The sequence below is a fragment of the Lapillicoccus jejuensis genome (genome assembly GCF_006715055.1).
GTDB lineage: Bacteria > Actinomycetota > Actinomycetes > Actinomycetales > Dermatophilaceae > Lapillicoccus > Lapillicoccus jejuensis.
In genome coordinates this window covers 2651424-2668794 of the sequence record NZ_VFMN01000001.1, presented here as the reverse complement: position 1 = coordinate 2668794, position 17371 = coordinate 2651424, and the positions used below count along the sequence as shown (strand labels likewise).

Below are 17371 nucleotides of genomic sequence, written 5' to 3'. Positions count from 1 at the left end.
CTTCGGTGCCGGAGGCAACTACCTGGTGGTGCGCGGAGTCGTGGGGGCATGACGACCACCACGGCGCGGCGCCGGAGCCGCACCCGGGGCCTGCGCGCCCACACCGCCCGACCGGCCCACCAGCCCGCGCCCCGGACGACGACGACTCCCCCGGCCCTCGGGCCGGCCACCGCCACCCCGGCGCCGGCGGGCTTCGTCCCGCCCGCCCGGGTCACCGCGCCGCCGCTGCTCAGCGAGCGCCTGCCGTGGCTCTACCCGCTCGCCGTCCTGCGCGGCCGGGTGCGTCAGCAGTGGCGCTGGCTGCACTCGGGAGCCCGGTGGGCGACGACGTACGACGCCGCGCCGCTCGCCCACAAGGTCAAGCCGCACAAGTCGCTGCTGCTGCGCGAGCTCGACCCGGAACAGATGTGGCTGCAGCACAACAAGGTCACCAACCTGCGCCTCGCGGCCGCCGAGGTCGACGGCATCCTCATCCGCCCCGGCGAGACGTTCTCCTTCAACCGGGTCGTCGGCAACTGCACGCGCCGGCGCGGGTTCGTCGAGGGGATGCGCCTGTCGCAGGGCACCGCACGACCCGGTGTCGGCGGCGGCATCTGCCAGCTCGCCAACCTCCTGCACTGGATGGTGCTGCACTCCCCGCTCACCGTCGTCGAGCGCTCGGAGCACTCCTTCGACCCGTTCCCCGACAAGGGCCGCGTCCTCCCCTGGGGCGTCGGCTGCTCGATCGTCTGGCCGTACGTCGACCTCGTCGTCCGCAACGACACCGACCTCACCTTCCAGGTCCTCACCCGCGTCGGCGAGCGGCACCTCGAGGGCGAGCTGCGCGCCGACGGGCCCACCCCCCGCTCGTACCGGGTCGAGGCGCGGGACGAGCACTTCTGGACCCACGAGGGACGCGTGTTCCGCAGCAACGAGATCTGGCGCACGAGCATCGACAAGCGCACCGGGCGCGTCGTCGACGACGAGCAGGTCAAGAGCAACTGCGCCCTCGTCACGTACGCTGCCCCGCCCGACGCCATCCCCTGCTGAGGGCTGTCGGGCGGAGGATGAGGAGGCGACATAGGGTGCCGTCGTGGCCGACGACGACGAGACGCGCACCGAGAAGACCGGGAAGACCGGGAAGACGGAGACGACCGAGAAGACGGAGCGGGCCGAGCCGCAGGACGACCTGGTCAGCACCCGGCACACCCTGACGGTGGAGGGCAGGGAGCTGGCCTACACGGCGACGGTCGGCCGGGTCGTCCTCCGGGAAGAGGTGTACGAGGACGACGTCTTCGTCGGGGTGCGCCCCAAGGCCGAGGTGTCGGTGACGACGTACACCCTCGACGGCGCCGACCCGCTGACCAGGCCGGTGACGTTCGCGTTCAACGGTGGTCCGGGGTCGGCGAGCATCTGGCTGCACCTGGGGCTGCTCGGCCCGCGCCGGGTGGTGATGGGCGACGCCGGTGACCTCGCGAGGCCGCCGTACGGGCTCGTCGACAACCCCGAGTCCCTGCTCGCGGTGAGCGACCTCGTCCTGCTCGACCCCGTCTCGACCGGGTGGTCGCGCGCGGTCGAGGGCGGCAAGGCCAAGCCGTACCACGGCTACACCGGCGACATCGAGTCCGTCGGCGAGCTGATCCGCACCTGGACGACGCGGCACGGGCGGTGGATGTCGCCGAAGCTGCTGCTCGGGGAGTCGTACGGGACGGTGCGGGCGGTGGCGCTGGCCGAGCACCTGCAGTCGCGGTTCGGGTTCTACCTCAACGGGATCGCGCTCATCTCCAGCGTCCTCGACTTCGGCTCGCTCGACTTCGAGAAGCAGCGCAACGACCGGGCGCACGCGCTCTACGTGCCGACGTACGCCGCCATCGCGCACTACCACGGCAAGCACCCCGGCCGGTCGCTGCGCGAGGTGCTCGACGAGGCCGAGGCGTACGCCGCGCGCGACTACCCGTACGTGCTGTCCCGCGGCGCCCGGCTGAGCGCCGACGAGCGGGCGGAGGCGGTGGCGACGCTCGCGCGGATCACGGGTCTGACGGCGGACTACGTCGACCGGGCCGACCTGCGCATCGAGCACTGGCGGTTCTTCGGCGAGCTGCTGCGCGAGCAGCGGCGCACCGTCGGCCGGATCGACGGCCGTTTCACCGGCCCGGCGGCCAGCGCGATCGCCGAGGAGATGGACGCCGACCCGTCGATGGACGCGATCACCGGCCCGTACGCCGCCGCGTTCCACCACTACGTCAAGGCCGAGCTCGGCTACGACAACGAGCTGCTCTACGCACCGATCACCGACAAGGTGCACCCCTGGAGCTACAAGGAGTTCGAGGGCCGGCCCATCGACGTCAGCCCCTCGCTCGAGCGCGCGATGCGCCAGAACCCGCACCTGCTCGTCCACGTCGCCTACGGCTGGTACGACGGCGCCACCCCGCACTACGCCGCGGAGGACGTGTTCGCCCGGCTGCACCTGCCGCCCGAGCTGCGCGCGAACATCGAGCACCGGTACTACGAGGCGGGCCACATGATGTACGTCCACGAGGAGTCGCGGCTCCGGCAGAGCGCCGACCTCGCCGACTTCGTCACCCGGTCCTGCGGCGGCTCCTGACATTATCGGGTCGCCCGAGAACGTCGGGCTCCGCCGGAGAACGGTTGTCCGGCAGAGCCTGACGTTATCGGGCGACCCGATAATGTCCGGGCAGGTCAGGCGGGTGGGAGGGGGTCGCCGAAGGGCTCGGGGCCGCGACGCCGCCGTCCGGTGATCGCCGGGGCGAGCGTGACGCCGGCGCTGGCGAGCATGACCAGGGCGATGCCGACGAGCTCCTGCACGCTGAGCGGCTGGTCCAGCACGAGCAGGCCGGAGAGCGCCGCCATGCCGGGGTTGAGGCTGGTGAGCACCCCGAACACCGCGGTGGGCAGCCGTTGCAGGGCGAGCAGGTCGAGGCTGTAGGGCAGCGCGCTCGACAGCACCGCGACGCCGAGACCGGCGAGCAGCACCGTTGGGTGCCACAGCGCCGACCCCGCGGTGACGACGCCGAACGGGACGACGATGACGGCGGCGATCGCCGTGCCGAGGGTCAGCCCGGCGAGACCGCTGTCGCTGCGGCCGACCCGGCCGTTGGCGATGATGTACGCCGCCCAGCTGGCCGCCGCGGTCAGCGCGAAGACGACACCCCACAGGTCCGCGAGCGACAGCGCGCCCCCCAGCAGCGCGACGCCGAGCCCGGCCGGCACGGCCCACGCCCGCACCCCCCACGACGCGGCGGTGACGATGGCCAGCACCAGCGGCCCGAGGAACTCGAGCGTCACCGTCGTCGCGATCGGCAGCCGCGCGAGCGCGAGGTAGAGCGTCGTGTTCATCGCCGCGAAGCTCAGCCCCAGGACGAGCGATGCGCGCAGCTCGGCGCGCGTCCAGCGCCGCCGCCACGGCCTCGTGACGAGGGTGAGGACGATCGTCGCGAACCCCAGCCGCATGGCCACGGTCCCCAGCGGCCCCACGAGCGGGAACAGCCGCGCCGCCAGACCGGCCCCGAACTGCACCGACGCGACGCTCGCCACCTCGAAGGCGACCCCGGTCCCGGACGTCGCCTCCGGGGCCCCGCCCCCGCGCCCGCCCGTGCCGCTCACACCGGCACGCTACGGCGGCGCCGTGGACGGCCGCACCCCGGCCCACGCCCTGGTACGACGCCGGTACGACGCCGGTACGACGCCACGAACACGCCGAGGGCGCGCACCCGCGGGGTCGGGGGGTGCGCGCCCTCGGTGGGACCGGCGGTCAGGCGTGCGTGCCCGTCACCGCCATGACGGCGACCCGGTCGTCCGGACCCAGGGTCACCGACTGCAGGGTCCGGGCCGCGTCCGTCGGCACCGTGACACCCCACAGGTGGACGGACAGGCCGTCCATGCCGGAGTCGGCGTGCGCGTCGACGCGCCCCGTCGTGGAGACCAGCGTCGTCTCGCCGAACCGGCCGGAGCCGGCGGCCCAGTCGGTCACCGAGACCGTCGTCGCGACGTCGCCGTCCGCGTAGTGCAGCACGACCGGCACGTCCGCCGCGTCACCGTTGCGGGCGCTGGCCAGCATGGTCAGGCTCGAGAACCGCCCGGCCACCGGCAGCGTCGCCGCCGTCCCCGCGGGGGCGACGAAGTTCGGCGCCGTCCCGCTCGTGTCGGGGACCCGGAAGGCCTGCGTCCCGAGGACCTGCACGCCGGGCGCGGGCAGCTGGTCGGCCGGGAAGCTCCAGCCCTGGCCGTCGAAGCTGCCCTGCGTCTTCGTCGCCGCGGTGGCGACGCCGTCGAGGTCCAGCGTCGCGCCGAGGTCGACCGGGCACGAGCTGCCCGCGGCCGAGCACGTCGCGTCGACGACGGTGACCGGCAGCGTCCGGGTGACGTCCCCGACGGCGGAGGACGCGGTGACGGTCACCGGGTAGGTCCCCGCCCTGGTCCCCTTCGGAACGGTGACGTGCAGCGTCACCGACGTCGTCGCCGGGGTGCCGCGCGAGACGAGCGTGGCGCCCGCCTGCGACGGGGTCACCCGCAACGGTGCGGCCGCCGACGCGGCGACCGCGACGGTCGCCCTCCCCGCCTTCTGCAGCACCACGTCCGCCCGTACGGCGACCTGCTGCGCCGTGCCTGCGGCGGCGACCGACGACGGGCTCGTCGCGGTCAGCCCCAGCGAGAGGTTGGTCAGGGTGCCGGGCCCGGTCGACGCGCACGGCGACGGCGGGGCCTGCCCCGGCTTGGTCGCCCACGTCGACGGCGTCGAGCCGAGGGCCACGTCGAGGGTGGCGCCGTGACGCAGGTCGTCGGCGGTGAACCACGACGTGCGCAGCGGCGAGCCGCCGAGCGAGGCCGACTGCACGTAGCGGTTGCTCGCCGACGAGTCCGGGGCCGAGATCGTCACGTCACCGGAGAACCAGGGCTTCGGCAGGTGCAGCACCGTCTTGGTGAACTTTGGAGAGCCGAGGACCAGCGTCTGCGTGCCGGCGACGGCCGGGTAGATCCCGATCGAGCTGAGGACGTGCCAGGCCGACATCGTGCCGAGGTCGTCGTTGCCGGTCATCCCGGTGGGGCCGTTGGTGAACAGCGTGGTCGCCGCGCGGACGACGTCGGCCGTCTTCCACGGCTGACCGGTCCACAGGTAGACGTAGGGCGAGTGCAGGTCGGGCTCGTTCTGCGGGTTGTAGTGGCTCTGCCCGTAGTACGAGTACGCGCTGTTGACCCACACCTCGCGGGTGACGCGCTGCGGGTCGGTGAGCAGCTCGTCGTAGTCGAAGAACGCGTCGAGCCGGCCGTTCGCGACGTCGGCGCCGCCCATGGCCTTGACGAGGCCGGGCATGTCCTGCGGGACGAGCCACTGGTACTGCCAGGCCGTGCCCTCGTGGAAGCCGGGGCTCAGGGCCGGGTCGGCGCTGCCGACGAAGACCCCGTCGGTGTCGCGGGCCCGGGGGAACCTCGTCGTCGGGTCGAGCAGCGAGCGCCAGTCGCGCGAGCGCAGCGCGTAGCGCTGTGCGTCGTCGGTCTTGCCGAGCCCGTCGGCGAGCAGCGAGAGGGTGCAGTCGGCGACGGCGTACTCCATCGTCGCGGAGGCGCCGTGCGCGAGGTCGAAGTCGCCCGGCTTGCCGCTCGCCCCGTCGACGAGCGGCACGTACCCGTTCGCGATGTACGACGGGTTGCCGACCCGGCCGTTGGCCGGGTTGCTCGCCGGCGGCACCTGGTCGGCGTTCTGCTTGAGCAGCCGGTAGACCTCCGAGGCGTGCCCGTCGAGCAGGCCGTACTGCCAGGCGGTGACGAGCCACGGCGTGACCGGGTCCCCGGTCATGATGTTGGTCTCGACCGGGCCGTACTGCCAGCGCGGCGCCCAGCCGCCCTGCTGCCCCGCGCGCAGCAGCGAGACCGCCTGGTCGCGCGACTCCTTCGGCGCGAGCATCGCCAGCAGCTGGACCTGTGTGCGGTACGTGTCCCACAGCGAGAAGTTCTGGTAGTACGCGGCACCGTCCGCCTGGTGCGGGCGCGAGTCGTGTCCCAGGTAACGACCGTCGACGTCGCTGCCGACGCTCGGCGTGATGAAGGACCGGTAGAGCGAGGAGTAGAACGGGCCGAGGTCGTCGGCCGCTCCCCCGGTCGTCTCGACCTGCCCCAGCCGCTGCGCCCAGGCCGAGCGGGTCGCGGCGTGGACGGAGTCGAAGTCACCGGTGCCCTCGGCGGCGAGGTTCTTCTCGGCGCCCGCGGCGTCGACGTACGACAGCGACGTGGTCGCGGTGACCGTCCGGTCGCTGCTGGTGTCGAAGCCGAACCACGCACCGCGCAGCCCCGACCCCTCGGTCGCGCGCGACCCCGGGGTGAAGGCCGACCCCGCCCAGGTGCCGGTCGTCGCGAACGGCCGGGAGAAGCGGGTGACGAAGTGCAGGGTGTACGGCGTCGTCGACTGGCAGAACCCCTGCCCGGTCACCGTCGTCTCGACGGTGCGGTCGTCGACCACGGTGGCCTGCGAGCTGGTGACGGCGTGCAGCGCCTGGCCGGTGTTGACGAGGACCGTCGCGTCCGAGCCGGCGGGGAAGGTGTAGCGCTGCCAGCCGGTCCGGGTCGTCGCGGTGAGCTCCGCGCGGACCGGCCCGCCGGGCGCGGTGAGCTCGACCCCGTAGTAGCCGGGGCTCGCCTCCTCGCCGGTGTGCGAGTAGGGCAGCGCGTAGGAGGCGTAGTCGCCGGTGGTCGGCACGCCCGTGGTCGGCAGGATCGGCAGGTCCCCGCCGAGGCCGCAGCCGACGCCGGAGATGTGCACCATCGAGAATCCGCGGATGTGGTCCTCGTCGTAGGCGTAGCCGGTGTTGTGGCCGGTGTCGGGCGAGGGCTGGGCCATCCCGAAGGGCGCGACGGCCCCGGGGAAGGTGTTGCCGTCGCCCTGCGACCCGATGAACGGGTTGACCAGGCCGACGGCTTGCTCCCCCGTGACCGGGGCGGCGGACGCCGCGACGGCCGAGCCGGCCAGCGCGGTGGAGGTGAGGGCGAGGGTGGCCAGGGCGGCCACCACCGCCCCCGCGCGCCGGTGAGGGGCGCGCGGGGTGGAGGTGCTCATGGGGTCAGCCCTTCGTGCTCGAGGCGGGGGTGCTCGGGGCGGGGGTGGTGGAGGCGGGGTGGCTCATCGTCACGTCGTCGACGAACCCGCGGAACTGGCCGTTGGCCGTGCCGGACCCGAACGTGAACGCGACCGACTCGACCTGCTTGCCGGCGGCGACCGACCCCACGTCGAGCGTGACCTGCTGCCACTGGTCGGCCTGGAGCAGGGCGCCCTGCGTCGTCGGGTCCGAGGTCCCGCCGTTGCTGGCCGGGGCGGCCAGGTCGTGCAGGTACGTCCCGTCGGTGAAGTGGACGTCCATGACGACCGACGTGCTCACCCGGCCGGTGCCGGACTCGGGGTGGACCCAGTACGACAGCGTGGTGCCGGGCTTGACCCACACCCCCTGCGGGCTGAGGACCCGGCTGGTCGCGAGCGACGCCTCGGGGTCGACGGCCTCGCCCGAGTAGAGCAGGACCTCGCGCCCGTCGTGCTGGGGGACGTTGTCGGCCGTGCCCAGCGCCGTCTCCATCCCGCCGATGCTGCAGCAGAACTCGCCGATGTGGTCCGAGATGAGCCGGTCGTTGTGCAGCGGCTGGGCCTGCCCGGGGGCGAACGACGTGGCGACGTCGTCACCGGCCGGGTAGGTCTCGTCCGCGGCGGTCCACGGGGCGATCGTCACCGAGAAGGTGCGGGTGGCCGTGGCCGTGCCCTTGGTGACGGTCACGGTCAGCGGCACGGTCACCGGGTCGGCCCCCACCGCGGGGCGCTTCACCAGCTGGCCCAGGTCGTTGAGCCAGGCCGCGTCCCCGCTCTTCCAGGTGACCGCGAGGTCACCGGACGCGGTCGGCAGGTCGAGGTTCGCCGTGACGGCCGACGTGTCCCCGAGGTCGAGGCCCTGGGTCCACGAGTCGACGTACGCCTGGTCGGACAGGACCGCACCCGGCTTGCCCATCAGCTCGACCTCGCTGATGCCGGCCGGCTGGCCGGACGACGTCCCGGTGACGGTGAGGCGGTAGTACTGGTAGCGGCCGCCGCCGTTGATCGAGAACGGCTGGTTCTGCTGCTTCCACTGCCACTTCACCGAGTAGCGCTGGTCGACGGTGAACCACTTCGTGCCGTCGCGGGAGCCCTCGAGGACCCAGCTGGTCGGGTCGTCGCCGGTCGCGCCGTTGGTCACCGTGTACATCTGGACGGCGTTCTTCGGGGCGACGAAGCGGTAGCCGACCGACTGACCGGAGCCGACGGTGGCCTGCGTCATCGACGTGTTGTCGAAGACCGACGCCGCGCCGGACACCCCGGACGCCTGGCCCTGAGCCGGACCGGTGAGGTCCGAGATCGGCTGCGGCGCCTTGCTCCCGGTGGTGATCGACGGCATCGTCCCGGTGGTCCCCCACCGGCCGGGCTTCGGGCCCATGACGAAGTCGATCGTGCCGCCGTTCGCGATGTCGGCGTGGTCGATCGACGGGACGGTGACGTCCTTGCCGTTGACGACGAGGCGCTGCACGTAGATGTTCGTCGAGGAGTTCTGGGGGGCGTTGATGGTCAGCGTCTTCCCGTTGTCCATGTGGACGGTCATCTTCGTGAAGAGGGGCGAGCCGACGGCGTAGTGCCCGTCACCCATCTGCAGCGGGTAGAAGCCCATCGAGCTGAACAGCCACCAGGCCGACATCTCGCCGTTGTCCTCGTCGCCCGGGTAGCCCTGGCCGATCTCGCTGCCCTGGTAGAGCCGCGACATGATCTCGCGCACCTTGTCGGCCGTCTTCGAGGGCTGGCCCGCGTAGTCGTACATGTACGGGATGTGGTGCGAGACCTGGTTGCTCATGCCCAGCTGCCCCATGCGCACGTCGCGCGCCTCGAGCATCTCGTGGATGACGCCGCCGTACCCACCGGGGTACTTCGCCGTCTCCGGGGTGGCGAAGAACTGGTCGAGCTTGCTCGCCAGGCCGGCCTTGCCGCCGTACAGGTTGGCCAGGCCGTTGCCGTCGTCGGGCGCGTGGAAGGCGAAGTTCCACCCGTCCGTCTCGGTGTAGGAGCCGCCCCAGTCGAGCGGGCTGAACTGCTCCGGGGTCTTCTCCGGCGTGTGGTCCGGCGTGAAGCCCTGGAAGAAGCCGACCTTCGGGTCGAACATGTTGACGTAGCTCGTGGCCCGGTTGCGGAAGTACTGCGACTGCGTGGTGTAGCGCGCCTTCTGCGCCGCGCTCACGCCGGGCTGCTTGGCCAGCCACGCGCCCATCTGGCTCAGGCCGTAGTCGTTGATGTAGCCCTCGAGGGCCCAGGAGACGCCCTCACCGACGGTGGTCGGGGTGAAGCCGAGGTACTGCGAGACCTGGATGCCCTTGCGGCCCACGCTGGAGTTGTTCGGGTCGCCCGGGGGGACGACCGTCGCGTTGCGCAGCGCGGCGTCGTACACCGACTGCGCGTCCTTGAGCGGCACACCCTTGGTCATGGCGTCGGCGAAGGCGATGTCGCTGCTCGTGCCCGTCATGAGGTTGGCGTAGCCCGGCGAGGACCAGCGGGCGATCCAGCCGCCGTCGCGGTACTGCTGGGTGAAGCCGTCGATCATCTGCGCCGCACGGTTCGGGGTGAGGAGCGAGTACGCCGGCCACGCGGTCCGGTAGGTGTCCCAGAAGCCGTTGTTGACGTAGACCTGACCGTCCTTGACCTGCGCGCCGGTCTGCGTCGGCGTCGACGCGGCGGCGGGCTGGACCGGGCTGGCGTAGCGGTAGCGCGGCTTCGCCACGGTGCCGGTGTTCTCGAAGCCGGAGTTCGGATACAGGTACATCCGGTAGAGGTTCGAGTAGAGCGTCGTCAGCTGGTCCTGCGTCGCGCCCTCTACCTCGACCCGGCCGAGGACGTCGTCCCAGGCCTGCTGGGCCGCGGCCTGGACCACGCCGAACGACCGCGACCCGACCTCCATGGAGAGGTTCTTCTTGGCCTGGTCCAGGCTGATGAGCGAGGTGGCGACGCGCACGACGAGCTGGTGCGAGGCCCCGGTGTCGACCTTGACGTAGCCGGTGACGTCGGCGCCCCCGCCCCCGGGCAGCTTGCCGCTGGCGGTGACCGGCTTGTCGAGCGTCCCGTAGACGAACATCCGGGTGGCGCCGTCCTGGCCGGCGCGCACGTCGGAGTAGCCGCTGAAGGTCCCGCTGGCCGCGTCGATGGTCAGGCCACCGGCGTTGTTGACGTTGTCGAGGATGAGGTTCGCGTCGGCGCCGGGGTAGGTGAACTTGAGGACCGCGGCGTGGTCGGTCGGGGTGATCTCGGTCTTGAGGCCGTTGTCGAACGTCACCCCGTAGTAGTGCGCGCGGGCGGTCTCGTTCTCGTGGCCGTAGGGCAGCGCACGGGCCGTGCGGCTCGCGTCCGGCGTGCCGCTCGCGGTCGACGGCATGAACTGGAAGGTGTCCCGGTCACCCATCCACGGGCTGGGCTCGTGGCTGATGGAGAACGCCTGGATCGGCGTGCGGTTGTTCGCGTCGTTGCTCGCGTGGTACGCGTACTCGAACGACGTCGAGCCGGCGTCGGTGACGGGCGTCCAGAAGTTGAAGCCGTTCGGCACCGCCGTCGCCGGGATGTTGTTGCCGCGGCTGAAGTTGCCGTTGGCCATCGTGCCGCGGGTCGTCACGACGTGGTCGCTCGGGCGGCCGACGACGACCGGCTTGGCGTCCTGGAGGACGACGTCGTCCACCCAGCCGCCGAAGTCGGCCGGCCCGGCCGGGTTGTCGTAACCGACGATGACCCGGTCGATCGTCTTGCCGGCCGCCACCTGCCCGAGCAGCGACTCGCGCGCGTTCCACTGGTTGGCGTAGAGGGCCTTGCTCGCCCCCTGGGCCTGCGGGCTCATCCCGAAGCCGAGCTGGTCGACCGCGCCGGGCAGCTGGGAGAGGTAGGTGCCGTCGGTGAAGTGCAGGTCGACGGCGGCGTACGTGCTCGGGTAGGTGAGGTCACCACCGGTGAGCTCGGGGAAGATCCGGTAGCTCAGCTGGGTGCGCTTCCCGACCGGCACCGAGACGTCGTACACCTTGTCGTAGGAGTAACCGCCCCCGTCGCCGACGTGACCGGCGTAGTGCAGCGCCTTCAGACCGGTGAAGCCGACGTTGGTCTTGGAGTTGTAGGCGCTCGTCGGGCCGGTGCCCGTCTCGGCGACCATCTGCTGCGGCGGCGGCGGGAAGGCGCTGCCGTCGGAGAGCAGGAAGTCGGCCAGCTGGAGCAGGCCCGAGCCGGCGCCGACCTTGGTGATGTCGAGCTTGTAGTAGGCGTACGACGCGGCCGCGGACAGGTCGTAGGTCTTCGTCTGGAAGCGCGAGGCGAAGGTCTGCCCCGTCTGCGTGTCGAGCGTGGTCCACGTCGTGCCGTCGTCGCTGCCCTGGACCGTCCAGTCCATCGGGTCGCGCTCGGGCGAGTCGTTGGCCGAGGTCATCGCGTAGCGCACGACCTTCTGCGCGGCGGGGAACTGGTACTGCAGCCAGCCGCTGCTCGCGAAGACGAGCCACTTGCTGTTGGGGTCGCCGTCGGCGGCCTTGACGGCCGTCTCGTTCGGTGCGTTCTCGCCGCTGGCCGTGACCCTGGTGACCTGGCGCGTCACGTCGCCGGGCAGGCCGGTCGGCGTCGGGCCGGTGACGTTGCTCGAGCGGCCCGCCTCGACGGTGCTCGTCCAGTCGAGCGGGCGGTCGCCGCTCTCGAACGAGCTCGAGAAGGACCCCCCGCGCTGGTCGACCGCGGTGGGCGCGGCGGTGGCGCCCGGCAGGTGGCCGAGCATCGGGGTCACCGCGGCGACGGCGCCGGCCGCGACGGCGGCGACCAGGCGCCGGCCGGACGGGCGGCGACGCCGTACGGGCGTCCCCTCCTGCCGGATGACATCGTTGACATCGCGCGCGGCGCGACGACGGGCGGAGGGCAGCATCATCGGTTCCAGCTCCTGCAGCAGTGCCGCGAGCGCGGCGGACGTCCAGCTCCTCCCTGGGGAGCCTTCACCCACCACACAGGCTGTCCACCGGACATGTCAAGGGACAAAATCGCGGCACCGGTAAAGAAAAGGTCAACCACTCACCCATCGTCGCGCCTCCAGGACACGCCGAATCGGATCCGCTCCTCCCGGCTCGGGTCGTGCACCGAGCCGAGGGGACCGAATCCGATTCGTGTGGGCGGGTGGGCGGGCCCGTCGGGGCCCGCCCACCCCCGAGCTCAGGGGGTGCCGCGGAAGAGCGCGAGGCCCTGCTGGAGGGTGTTGCGGTCGCCGGCGACGCTGAAGTCGCCGCCGACGAGCAGGCCCTGCGGGACGACGGCGTAGGACCACACGCCCATCGGGCTGTCGAACAGCGGGCTCCAGGCCTGCAGGGCCCCCGTGCCGGCGTCGAAGGCCATCGCCCGCGACTGGGTCACCAGCGAGGTGTTGGACGGCGAGACCCAGCACGAGCCGCCGCGGCCGCGGTCGCCGCCGTGGCTGCCCATGTAGAACCGGCCGCCCACCTCGACGGCGCCCTGCATGCCGGCGTTGCAGAAGGTGACGAAGTTGAGGCCGAAGGGCTTGCTCTGGGCGAGCGAGACCGCGTCCCACTGGTAGATGTAGTCGGGGCAGAGGTCGCCGCCCCAGAGGCGTTGCCCGTCGGGGCTGAGGTAGAGCTTCTTGATGAAGTTGTCGCCGCAGCCGCCGCGGATGCCGCCGAGCCGCGAGGGCGTGAGCGCCCCGGTGGTCCCGTCGAGGGCGACGATGCCGTTGACGGCGACGCCGTTGACCGCCGTGAACCCACCGGCGAGGAAGACCCGCGAGCCGTCGGCCGAGGCCGCGAGCGAGTAGACGACGCCGTCGCGGCGGACGCCGGCCGGGCCGGTCGTGTCGGCCCGCCACGTGGTGTCGACGGCACCGGTGGTCGCGCTGACCTTGGCGGCGCGCAGCCTCGTGGTCTGGCCGACCTGCGTGAACAGGCCGCCGTAGAACAGCGACCCGCCGCGCACGGCCAGGGTCTGGACGTCCTTGTTGGCGCCGGTCCGGAAGGTCGCGTCGACCGCGCCGGTCGCCGGGTCGAGCTTGGCGACCTTGTTGCGCACGACCCCGCCGACGGTGCGGAACGACCCGCCGACGTAGAGCGAGGACCGGGTGGCGTCGAGCTCGAGGTCGAGCACCATGTTGTCGACGTCGGCCTGGAAGGCCGGGTCGGCGCGACCGGTCGAGAGGTCGATCTTGGCCAGGCCGGCGCGGTAGAGGCCGCCGACGCTCGTGAAGTCGCCGCCGAGCACCACTCCCGTGCCGACCGGGGTCACGGTGCGCACCCACGCGCCCGGCATCGGCGACCATGCGGTGACCGCGCCGGTCGCGACGTCGTACGACGCCACGTCGTGCCGCACGACGCCCTGCGTCGTCGTGAACAGCCCGCCGACGAAGGCGCGGGCGCCGTCGGCCGAGAAGGAGACCGCCGACACCGTCGTCGAGCAGGCGACCAGCTGGTTGGTGTCCTTCGTCGTGTGCGGCAGGTGGCAGCCGGCCAGCCGCGCGTCGAAGGGCAGCAGGGCCCCACCGGGGGCGAACTCGGCGACGGCGACGCGGCCCTGGCCGGCGACGGTGCGGAAGGAACCGCCGGCGAGGAGGGCCCCCGTCGGGCTGAGGGCGACGGTCGCGACCGACGCGTCGGGCGCGGGGGCCCAGCCGGTGGCGGCGCCGGCGCCGGTCAGCGCGGTGAGCCGCGGCGCGGTGGCGGTGCCGCCCGGCGTGGCGACGGTGCCGAAGTCACCCCCGAGGACGACGAGGTCCTGCGCGTGCGTGGTGCCGGGGCGGACGGCGAGGGCGCGGACGGTCGAGTCCGGCCGGGCGGTGAGATCGGGGGCGACGCTGCCGTCGACCGCGGACAGGCGGGCGAGGTTGGCCCGGGCGACGCCGCGCACGGTGCCGAAACGACCCCCGACGTAGATGGCGTCGCCGGCGGCGGCCAGGGTCCACACGGCGCCGTCGGTGGGGGCGGTCCACGAGGTGTCGACCGAGCCGTCGGCCGCGAGGGCGACGAGGTTGGTGACGGCGGTGCCCGAGACGGCGCTCAGCTCCCCGCCGACGACGAGGCGGCCGCCGGAGACGGCGAGGGCGTGGACCGTGCCGGTCACGGTGGGGGCGAAGGTGCGGTCGATGGTGCCGTCGGCCTTGACGTGCAGCAGGCCCACCCGCCGGCTGGTGCCGGCCCGCAGGAACGAGCCGCCGAGGTAGTAGCCGCCCGCGCCGTCGGCGACCGAGGCCTCGACGGTGCCGTCGACGACGAGCGAGCCCGCCGAGGTGACGGCGCCGCTCGCGGCGTCGACGACGACGCCGTGGCCGGTCGTCGGCCCGACGTAGTCGAAGCCGCCACCGAGCCACGCGGAGCGGCCGTCGGTGACGATGTCCATCACCCGGCCGTTGGTGCCCCACCAGGTGGTGTCGGCCGTGGCGGCCAGCGCCGGGCCGGCCGGCAGCGCCGCGGTGGCGGCGGTCGCGCTCGTGGCCGCGGTGCCGGCGAGCAGCGCCGGGACGAGCGCCGCGGCGGCGGCCGCGAGCGCCGTACGGCGACCCGGACGGCGGCCGGTGACCGACCCCTCCCCCGGCTGCCGCGGGCGGTCGGACGGTCGAGCAGGCGTGTGGACGCGCATGTGTCGTGCTTCTCCCCTGTGACGGCGCCAGGCTCCCCAGCCGGACGCGACTCGCGCCATCCCCATGGCGCCGCGGGCCCCCAGAGCCCGTCGAGGACCAGCCTAGGCCACGGTCGGACCGCCGCGGAGGGATTCGCCGGATATCCCCAGGAAAGACCTTTCCGTCCTGCCTCCCCCGCGCGGGGCCGGCGGCGTCAGGGGGTGCCGGGCAGCAGCACGAGCCCCTGCTGGAGGGTGCCGCGGCCGCCGACGACGGTGAAGTCACCGCCGACGAGCAGGCCGGCGGTGGTGCCCGCGGCGGTGCCGGGGACGACGGCGTACGACCAGACGCCCATGGGCGAGTCGAAGAACGGCGCCCAGCTGAGCAGCATGCCGTCGCTCGCCCGCCACGCGGCGACCCGCTGCTGCGGCGTCTCCGAGTGCTCGAAGGCGCGCGGCGCGCAGTACCCGCCGCGACCGGCGTCGCCGCCGTGGGTGCCGTAGTAGAAGGTGCCGTTGACCTCGAGGCGGGCCTGCATGCCCCCGTTGCACCACTGGCGCCAGATCAGGCCCTGGGGCGCCGGGCCGGCGGCCAGGCGGACCGCGTCCCACTGGTAGGTGTAGTCGGGGCAGAGGTCCCCGCCGTAGAGGCGCTGGTCGTCCGGGCTGAGGTAGAGCGAGACGATGTAGTTGACCTTGCCGGGGCAGGGCGGGACGACCCCCCCGAGGGGCGAGGGGAGCACCGCGCCGCTGCGACCGTCGATGGCGACGATGCCCCCGGAGACCGGGCGGCCGTTGACGACCGTGAACCCGCCGGCGAGGAAGGCCCGCGAGCCGTCACGGGTGACCGCCACCCCGAAGACGTTGCCGCCGCGCAGCACGGGGTTGGTCGAGTCGGTGGCGTTCGCCACCCACGTCGGGTCGACCGCGCCGGTCGTCGCGGCGACCTTGGCGGCGTGCTGGCGCGTCACGGTGCCGACCTGCGTGAAGGCGCCCCCGAGGAACACCGAGGTCCCGCGGACGGCGAGGGCCTGCACGCCCTTGTCGGTGGTGGCCCGGAAGGCGGCGTCGACGACGCCGGTGGCGGCGGCCACCTTGACGACGCCTGCGTGGGGGGTGGTGTTGACCGAGGCGAAGTAGCCGCCGACGTAGAGCGAGGTGCCGGCCGCGTCGAGCTCGAGGTCGAGGACGCTGCCGTCGGGGCCGGTGCTGCCGCCGGCGAACCCGGCGAGGTCCGCCGTGAAGCCGGGGTCCGCCTGCCCGGTGGACAGGTCGATGCGGGCCAGTCCGCGCCGGTAGATCCCGTTCGCGCTCTGCAGGTCCCCGCCGAGCAGGACGCCGGTCGCGGTGGCGGTGACGACGTCGACCGTCGCCGACGGCATCGGCGCCCACGCGGTGAGGGCCCCCGGCGAGCCGGGCGCGGGCAGGCTCAGCGCGGCGGCGTCGTGCCGGACGCTGCCGAGCGCGCGGGTGAAGTTGCCGCCGACGTACGCGGTCTGGCCGTCGGGCGACCAGGCGACCGACTGCACCGAGAGCGAGCACGGGTAGAAGGTGTTGGTGTTCTGGGTGCCGTGCGGCAGGTGGCAGCCGCTCAGCCTGGCGTCGGCGGCCATCACCGTCCCGGACGGGTACGCCGTGCTGGAGACCGCCGCGACCCGGCCGAAGCCGGACCGGGCGGCGACGCCGAGCTGGGTGAAGGACCCACCGACGAGCAGGCTCTGGGTGTCCGGGGACAGGGCCAGCGACGTCACCGAGGCGTTGGTCGACGCGGTCCAGGTGAGCAGGGCCCCGGCGCCGGAGACCGCCGCGAGGCGCGACCGCGCGCTGGCGGTCGTCGTCGGCCGGACGGAGGTGAAGTCGCCGCCGGCGTACACCGTGTCCGTGTCGCTGCTCGCCCCGGGCGCGACGGCGAGGGAGCGCACCGGGCCGCCGAGGAAGGCGGGGGCGAACGCGTCGAGGGCCCCGGTCGCCACCGCGACCCGGGCCACGCCCGCGCGGGCGGCGCCCGCGGCGGTGGTGAAGGCGCCGCCGACGTAGACCCGGTCGCCGGTCACCACCAGCGAGGTGACGGCGGCGTTGGTCTGCGCGGTGAACGCGGTCGAGCGGAAGCCGGTGACGGCGTCGACCGCGGCGAGGTTCGTCCGCGCGGTGTCGGTCGACTCGTTCGAGCCGCGCAGGCCCGTGAACGACCCGCCGACGAGCAGGGTGGTCCCGTCCGAGGACAGGGCGAGCGCCGCGACCGAGCCGGTCACCGCGGGGGTGAAGGACGCGTCGACGGTGCCGTCGGCCAGGACGTGGGCGAGACCGACGTGGCGGGCGCCGCCGGCCCGGGTGAAGGAGCCACCGAGGTACCACTCCCCCGCGGTGCGGCCGGGGATCGCGGCGCTGACCGTGCCGTCGAGGCCCAGCGCCGGCCCGTTCACGACGGTGCCCGCGTCCGGTGACGGCGCCGTCGTGACGGCGTGACCGGTGGTCGGCCCCACGTAGTCGAAGGCCCCGCCGAGGTAGGCGTAGCGGCCGTCGGGTGACACGGCGAGGTCGGACACCCGGCCGTTGGTGCCCCACAGGTTGGGGGCGGGGGTGTCCTGGAGCGCCGGTCCCGCGGGCAGCGCGACGACCGGCTGCACCGGCGCCGGAGCGGGCGTGAGCGCCGACGACGACGCTCCCATCGTGACGGCCACCAGGCCGACGGCGACCACCGCCGCCCCACCGCGACCGAGACGTCGTCCGCGCACGAGCACGCTCCCCTTCGGACCG

7 protein-coding genes are annotated in these 17371 nt (G+C 73.4%); 2 read left to right on the top strand and 5 right to left on the bottom strand.

The features are described 5' to 3' along the window. Nucleotides 1-48: 48 nt before the first annotated feature. Together FB458_RS12500 and FB458_RS12495 are read left to right on the top strand one after the other, a co-directional pair. Nucleotides 49-1029: a VanW family protein gene (locus FB458_RS12500; protein WP_141848781.1), complete on the top strand. Its 981-nt coding sequence runs from the start codon at nucleotides 49-51 to the stop codon at nucleotides 1027-1029. A 43-nt stretch (nucleotides 1030-1072) separates the two neighbouring features. Beyond that, nucleotides 1073-2584, top strand: coding sequence for a S10 family peptidase (locus FB458_RS12495; RefSeq protein WP_141848780.1), 1512 nt, complete (start codon nucleotides 1073-1075; stop codon nucleotides 2582-2584). Nucleotides 2585-2679: 95 nt separating this feature from the next. Here the strand turns inward: FB458_RS12495 and FB458_RS12490 are convergent, their stop codons facing one another. The 5 genes from FB458_RS12490 to FB458_RS12470 all read right to left on the bottom strand — a co-directional run bounded on the left by FB458_RS12490 (nucleotide 2680) and on the right by FB458_RS12470 (nucleotide 17349). After that, entirely contained in the window at nucleotides 2680-3603 is a 924-nt protein-coding gene (locus FB458_RS12490; RefSeq protein WP_141848779.1) for an EamA family transporter, read from the bottom strand. 148 nt (nucleotides 3604-3751) lie between these two features. Then, a complete protein-coding gene (locus FB458_RS12485; protein ID WP_211356027.1) occupies nucleotides 3752-7048 on the bottom strand; it encodes a GH92 family glycosyl hydrolase in 3297 nt (1098 codons plus the stop codon). Nucleotides 7049-7052: 4 nt separating this feature from the next. Beyond that, nucleotides 7053-11933 carry a GH92 family glycosyl hydrolase gene (locus FB458_RS12480; protein WP_141848778.1) on the bottom strand — a complete coding sequence of 1627 codons (4881 nt, stop codon included), beginning with the start codon at nucleotides 11931-11933 and terminating at the stop codon, nucleotides 7053-7055. A gap of 278 nt (nucleotides 11934-12211) precedes the next feature. Next, nucleotides 12212-14635 (bottom strand): hypothetical protein, encoded by a 2424-nt coding sequence (locus FB458_RS12475; RefSeq protein ID WP_141848777.1) that lies wholly within the window; start codon nucleotides 14633-14635, stop codon nucleotides 12212-12214. A 194-nt stretch (nucleotides 14636-14829) separates the two neighbouring features. Further along, nucleotides 14830-17349, bottom strand: a complete 2520-nt coding sequence (locus tag FB458_RS12470) for a delta-60 repeat domain-containing protein (RefSeq protein WP_141848776.1) — start codon at nucleotides 17347-17349, stop codon at nucleotides 14830-14832. Between the last annotated feature and the right edge of the window lie 22 nt (nucleotides 17350-17371).

What these genes read in the sequence shown, in the direction of transcription:
- FB458_RS12485 (WP_211356027.1), bottom strand. Translation starts at nt 7,048, where the DNA reads ATGAGCACCTCCACCCCGCGCGCCCCTCACCGGCGCGCGGGGGCGGTG.
- FB458_RS12480 (WP_141848778.1), bottom strand. Translation starts at nt 11,933, where the DNA reads ATGATGCTGCCCTCCGCCCGTCGTCGCGCCGCGCGCGATGTCAACGAT.
- FB458_RS12500 (WP_141848781.1), top strand. Translation starts at nt 49, where the DNA reads ATGACGACCACCACGGCGCGGCGCCGGAGCCGCACCCGGGGCCTGCGC.
- FB458_RS12475 (WP_141848777.1), bottom strand. Translation starts at nt 14,635, where the DNA reads ATGCGCGTCCACACGCCTGCTCGACCGTCCGACCGCCCGCGGCAGCCG.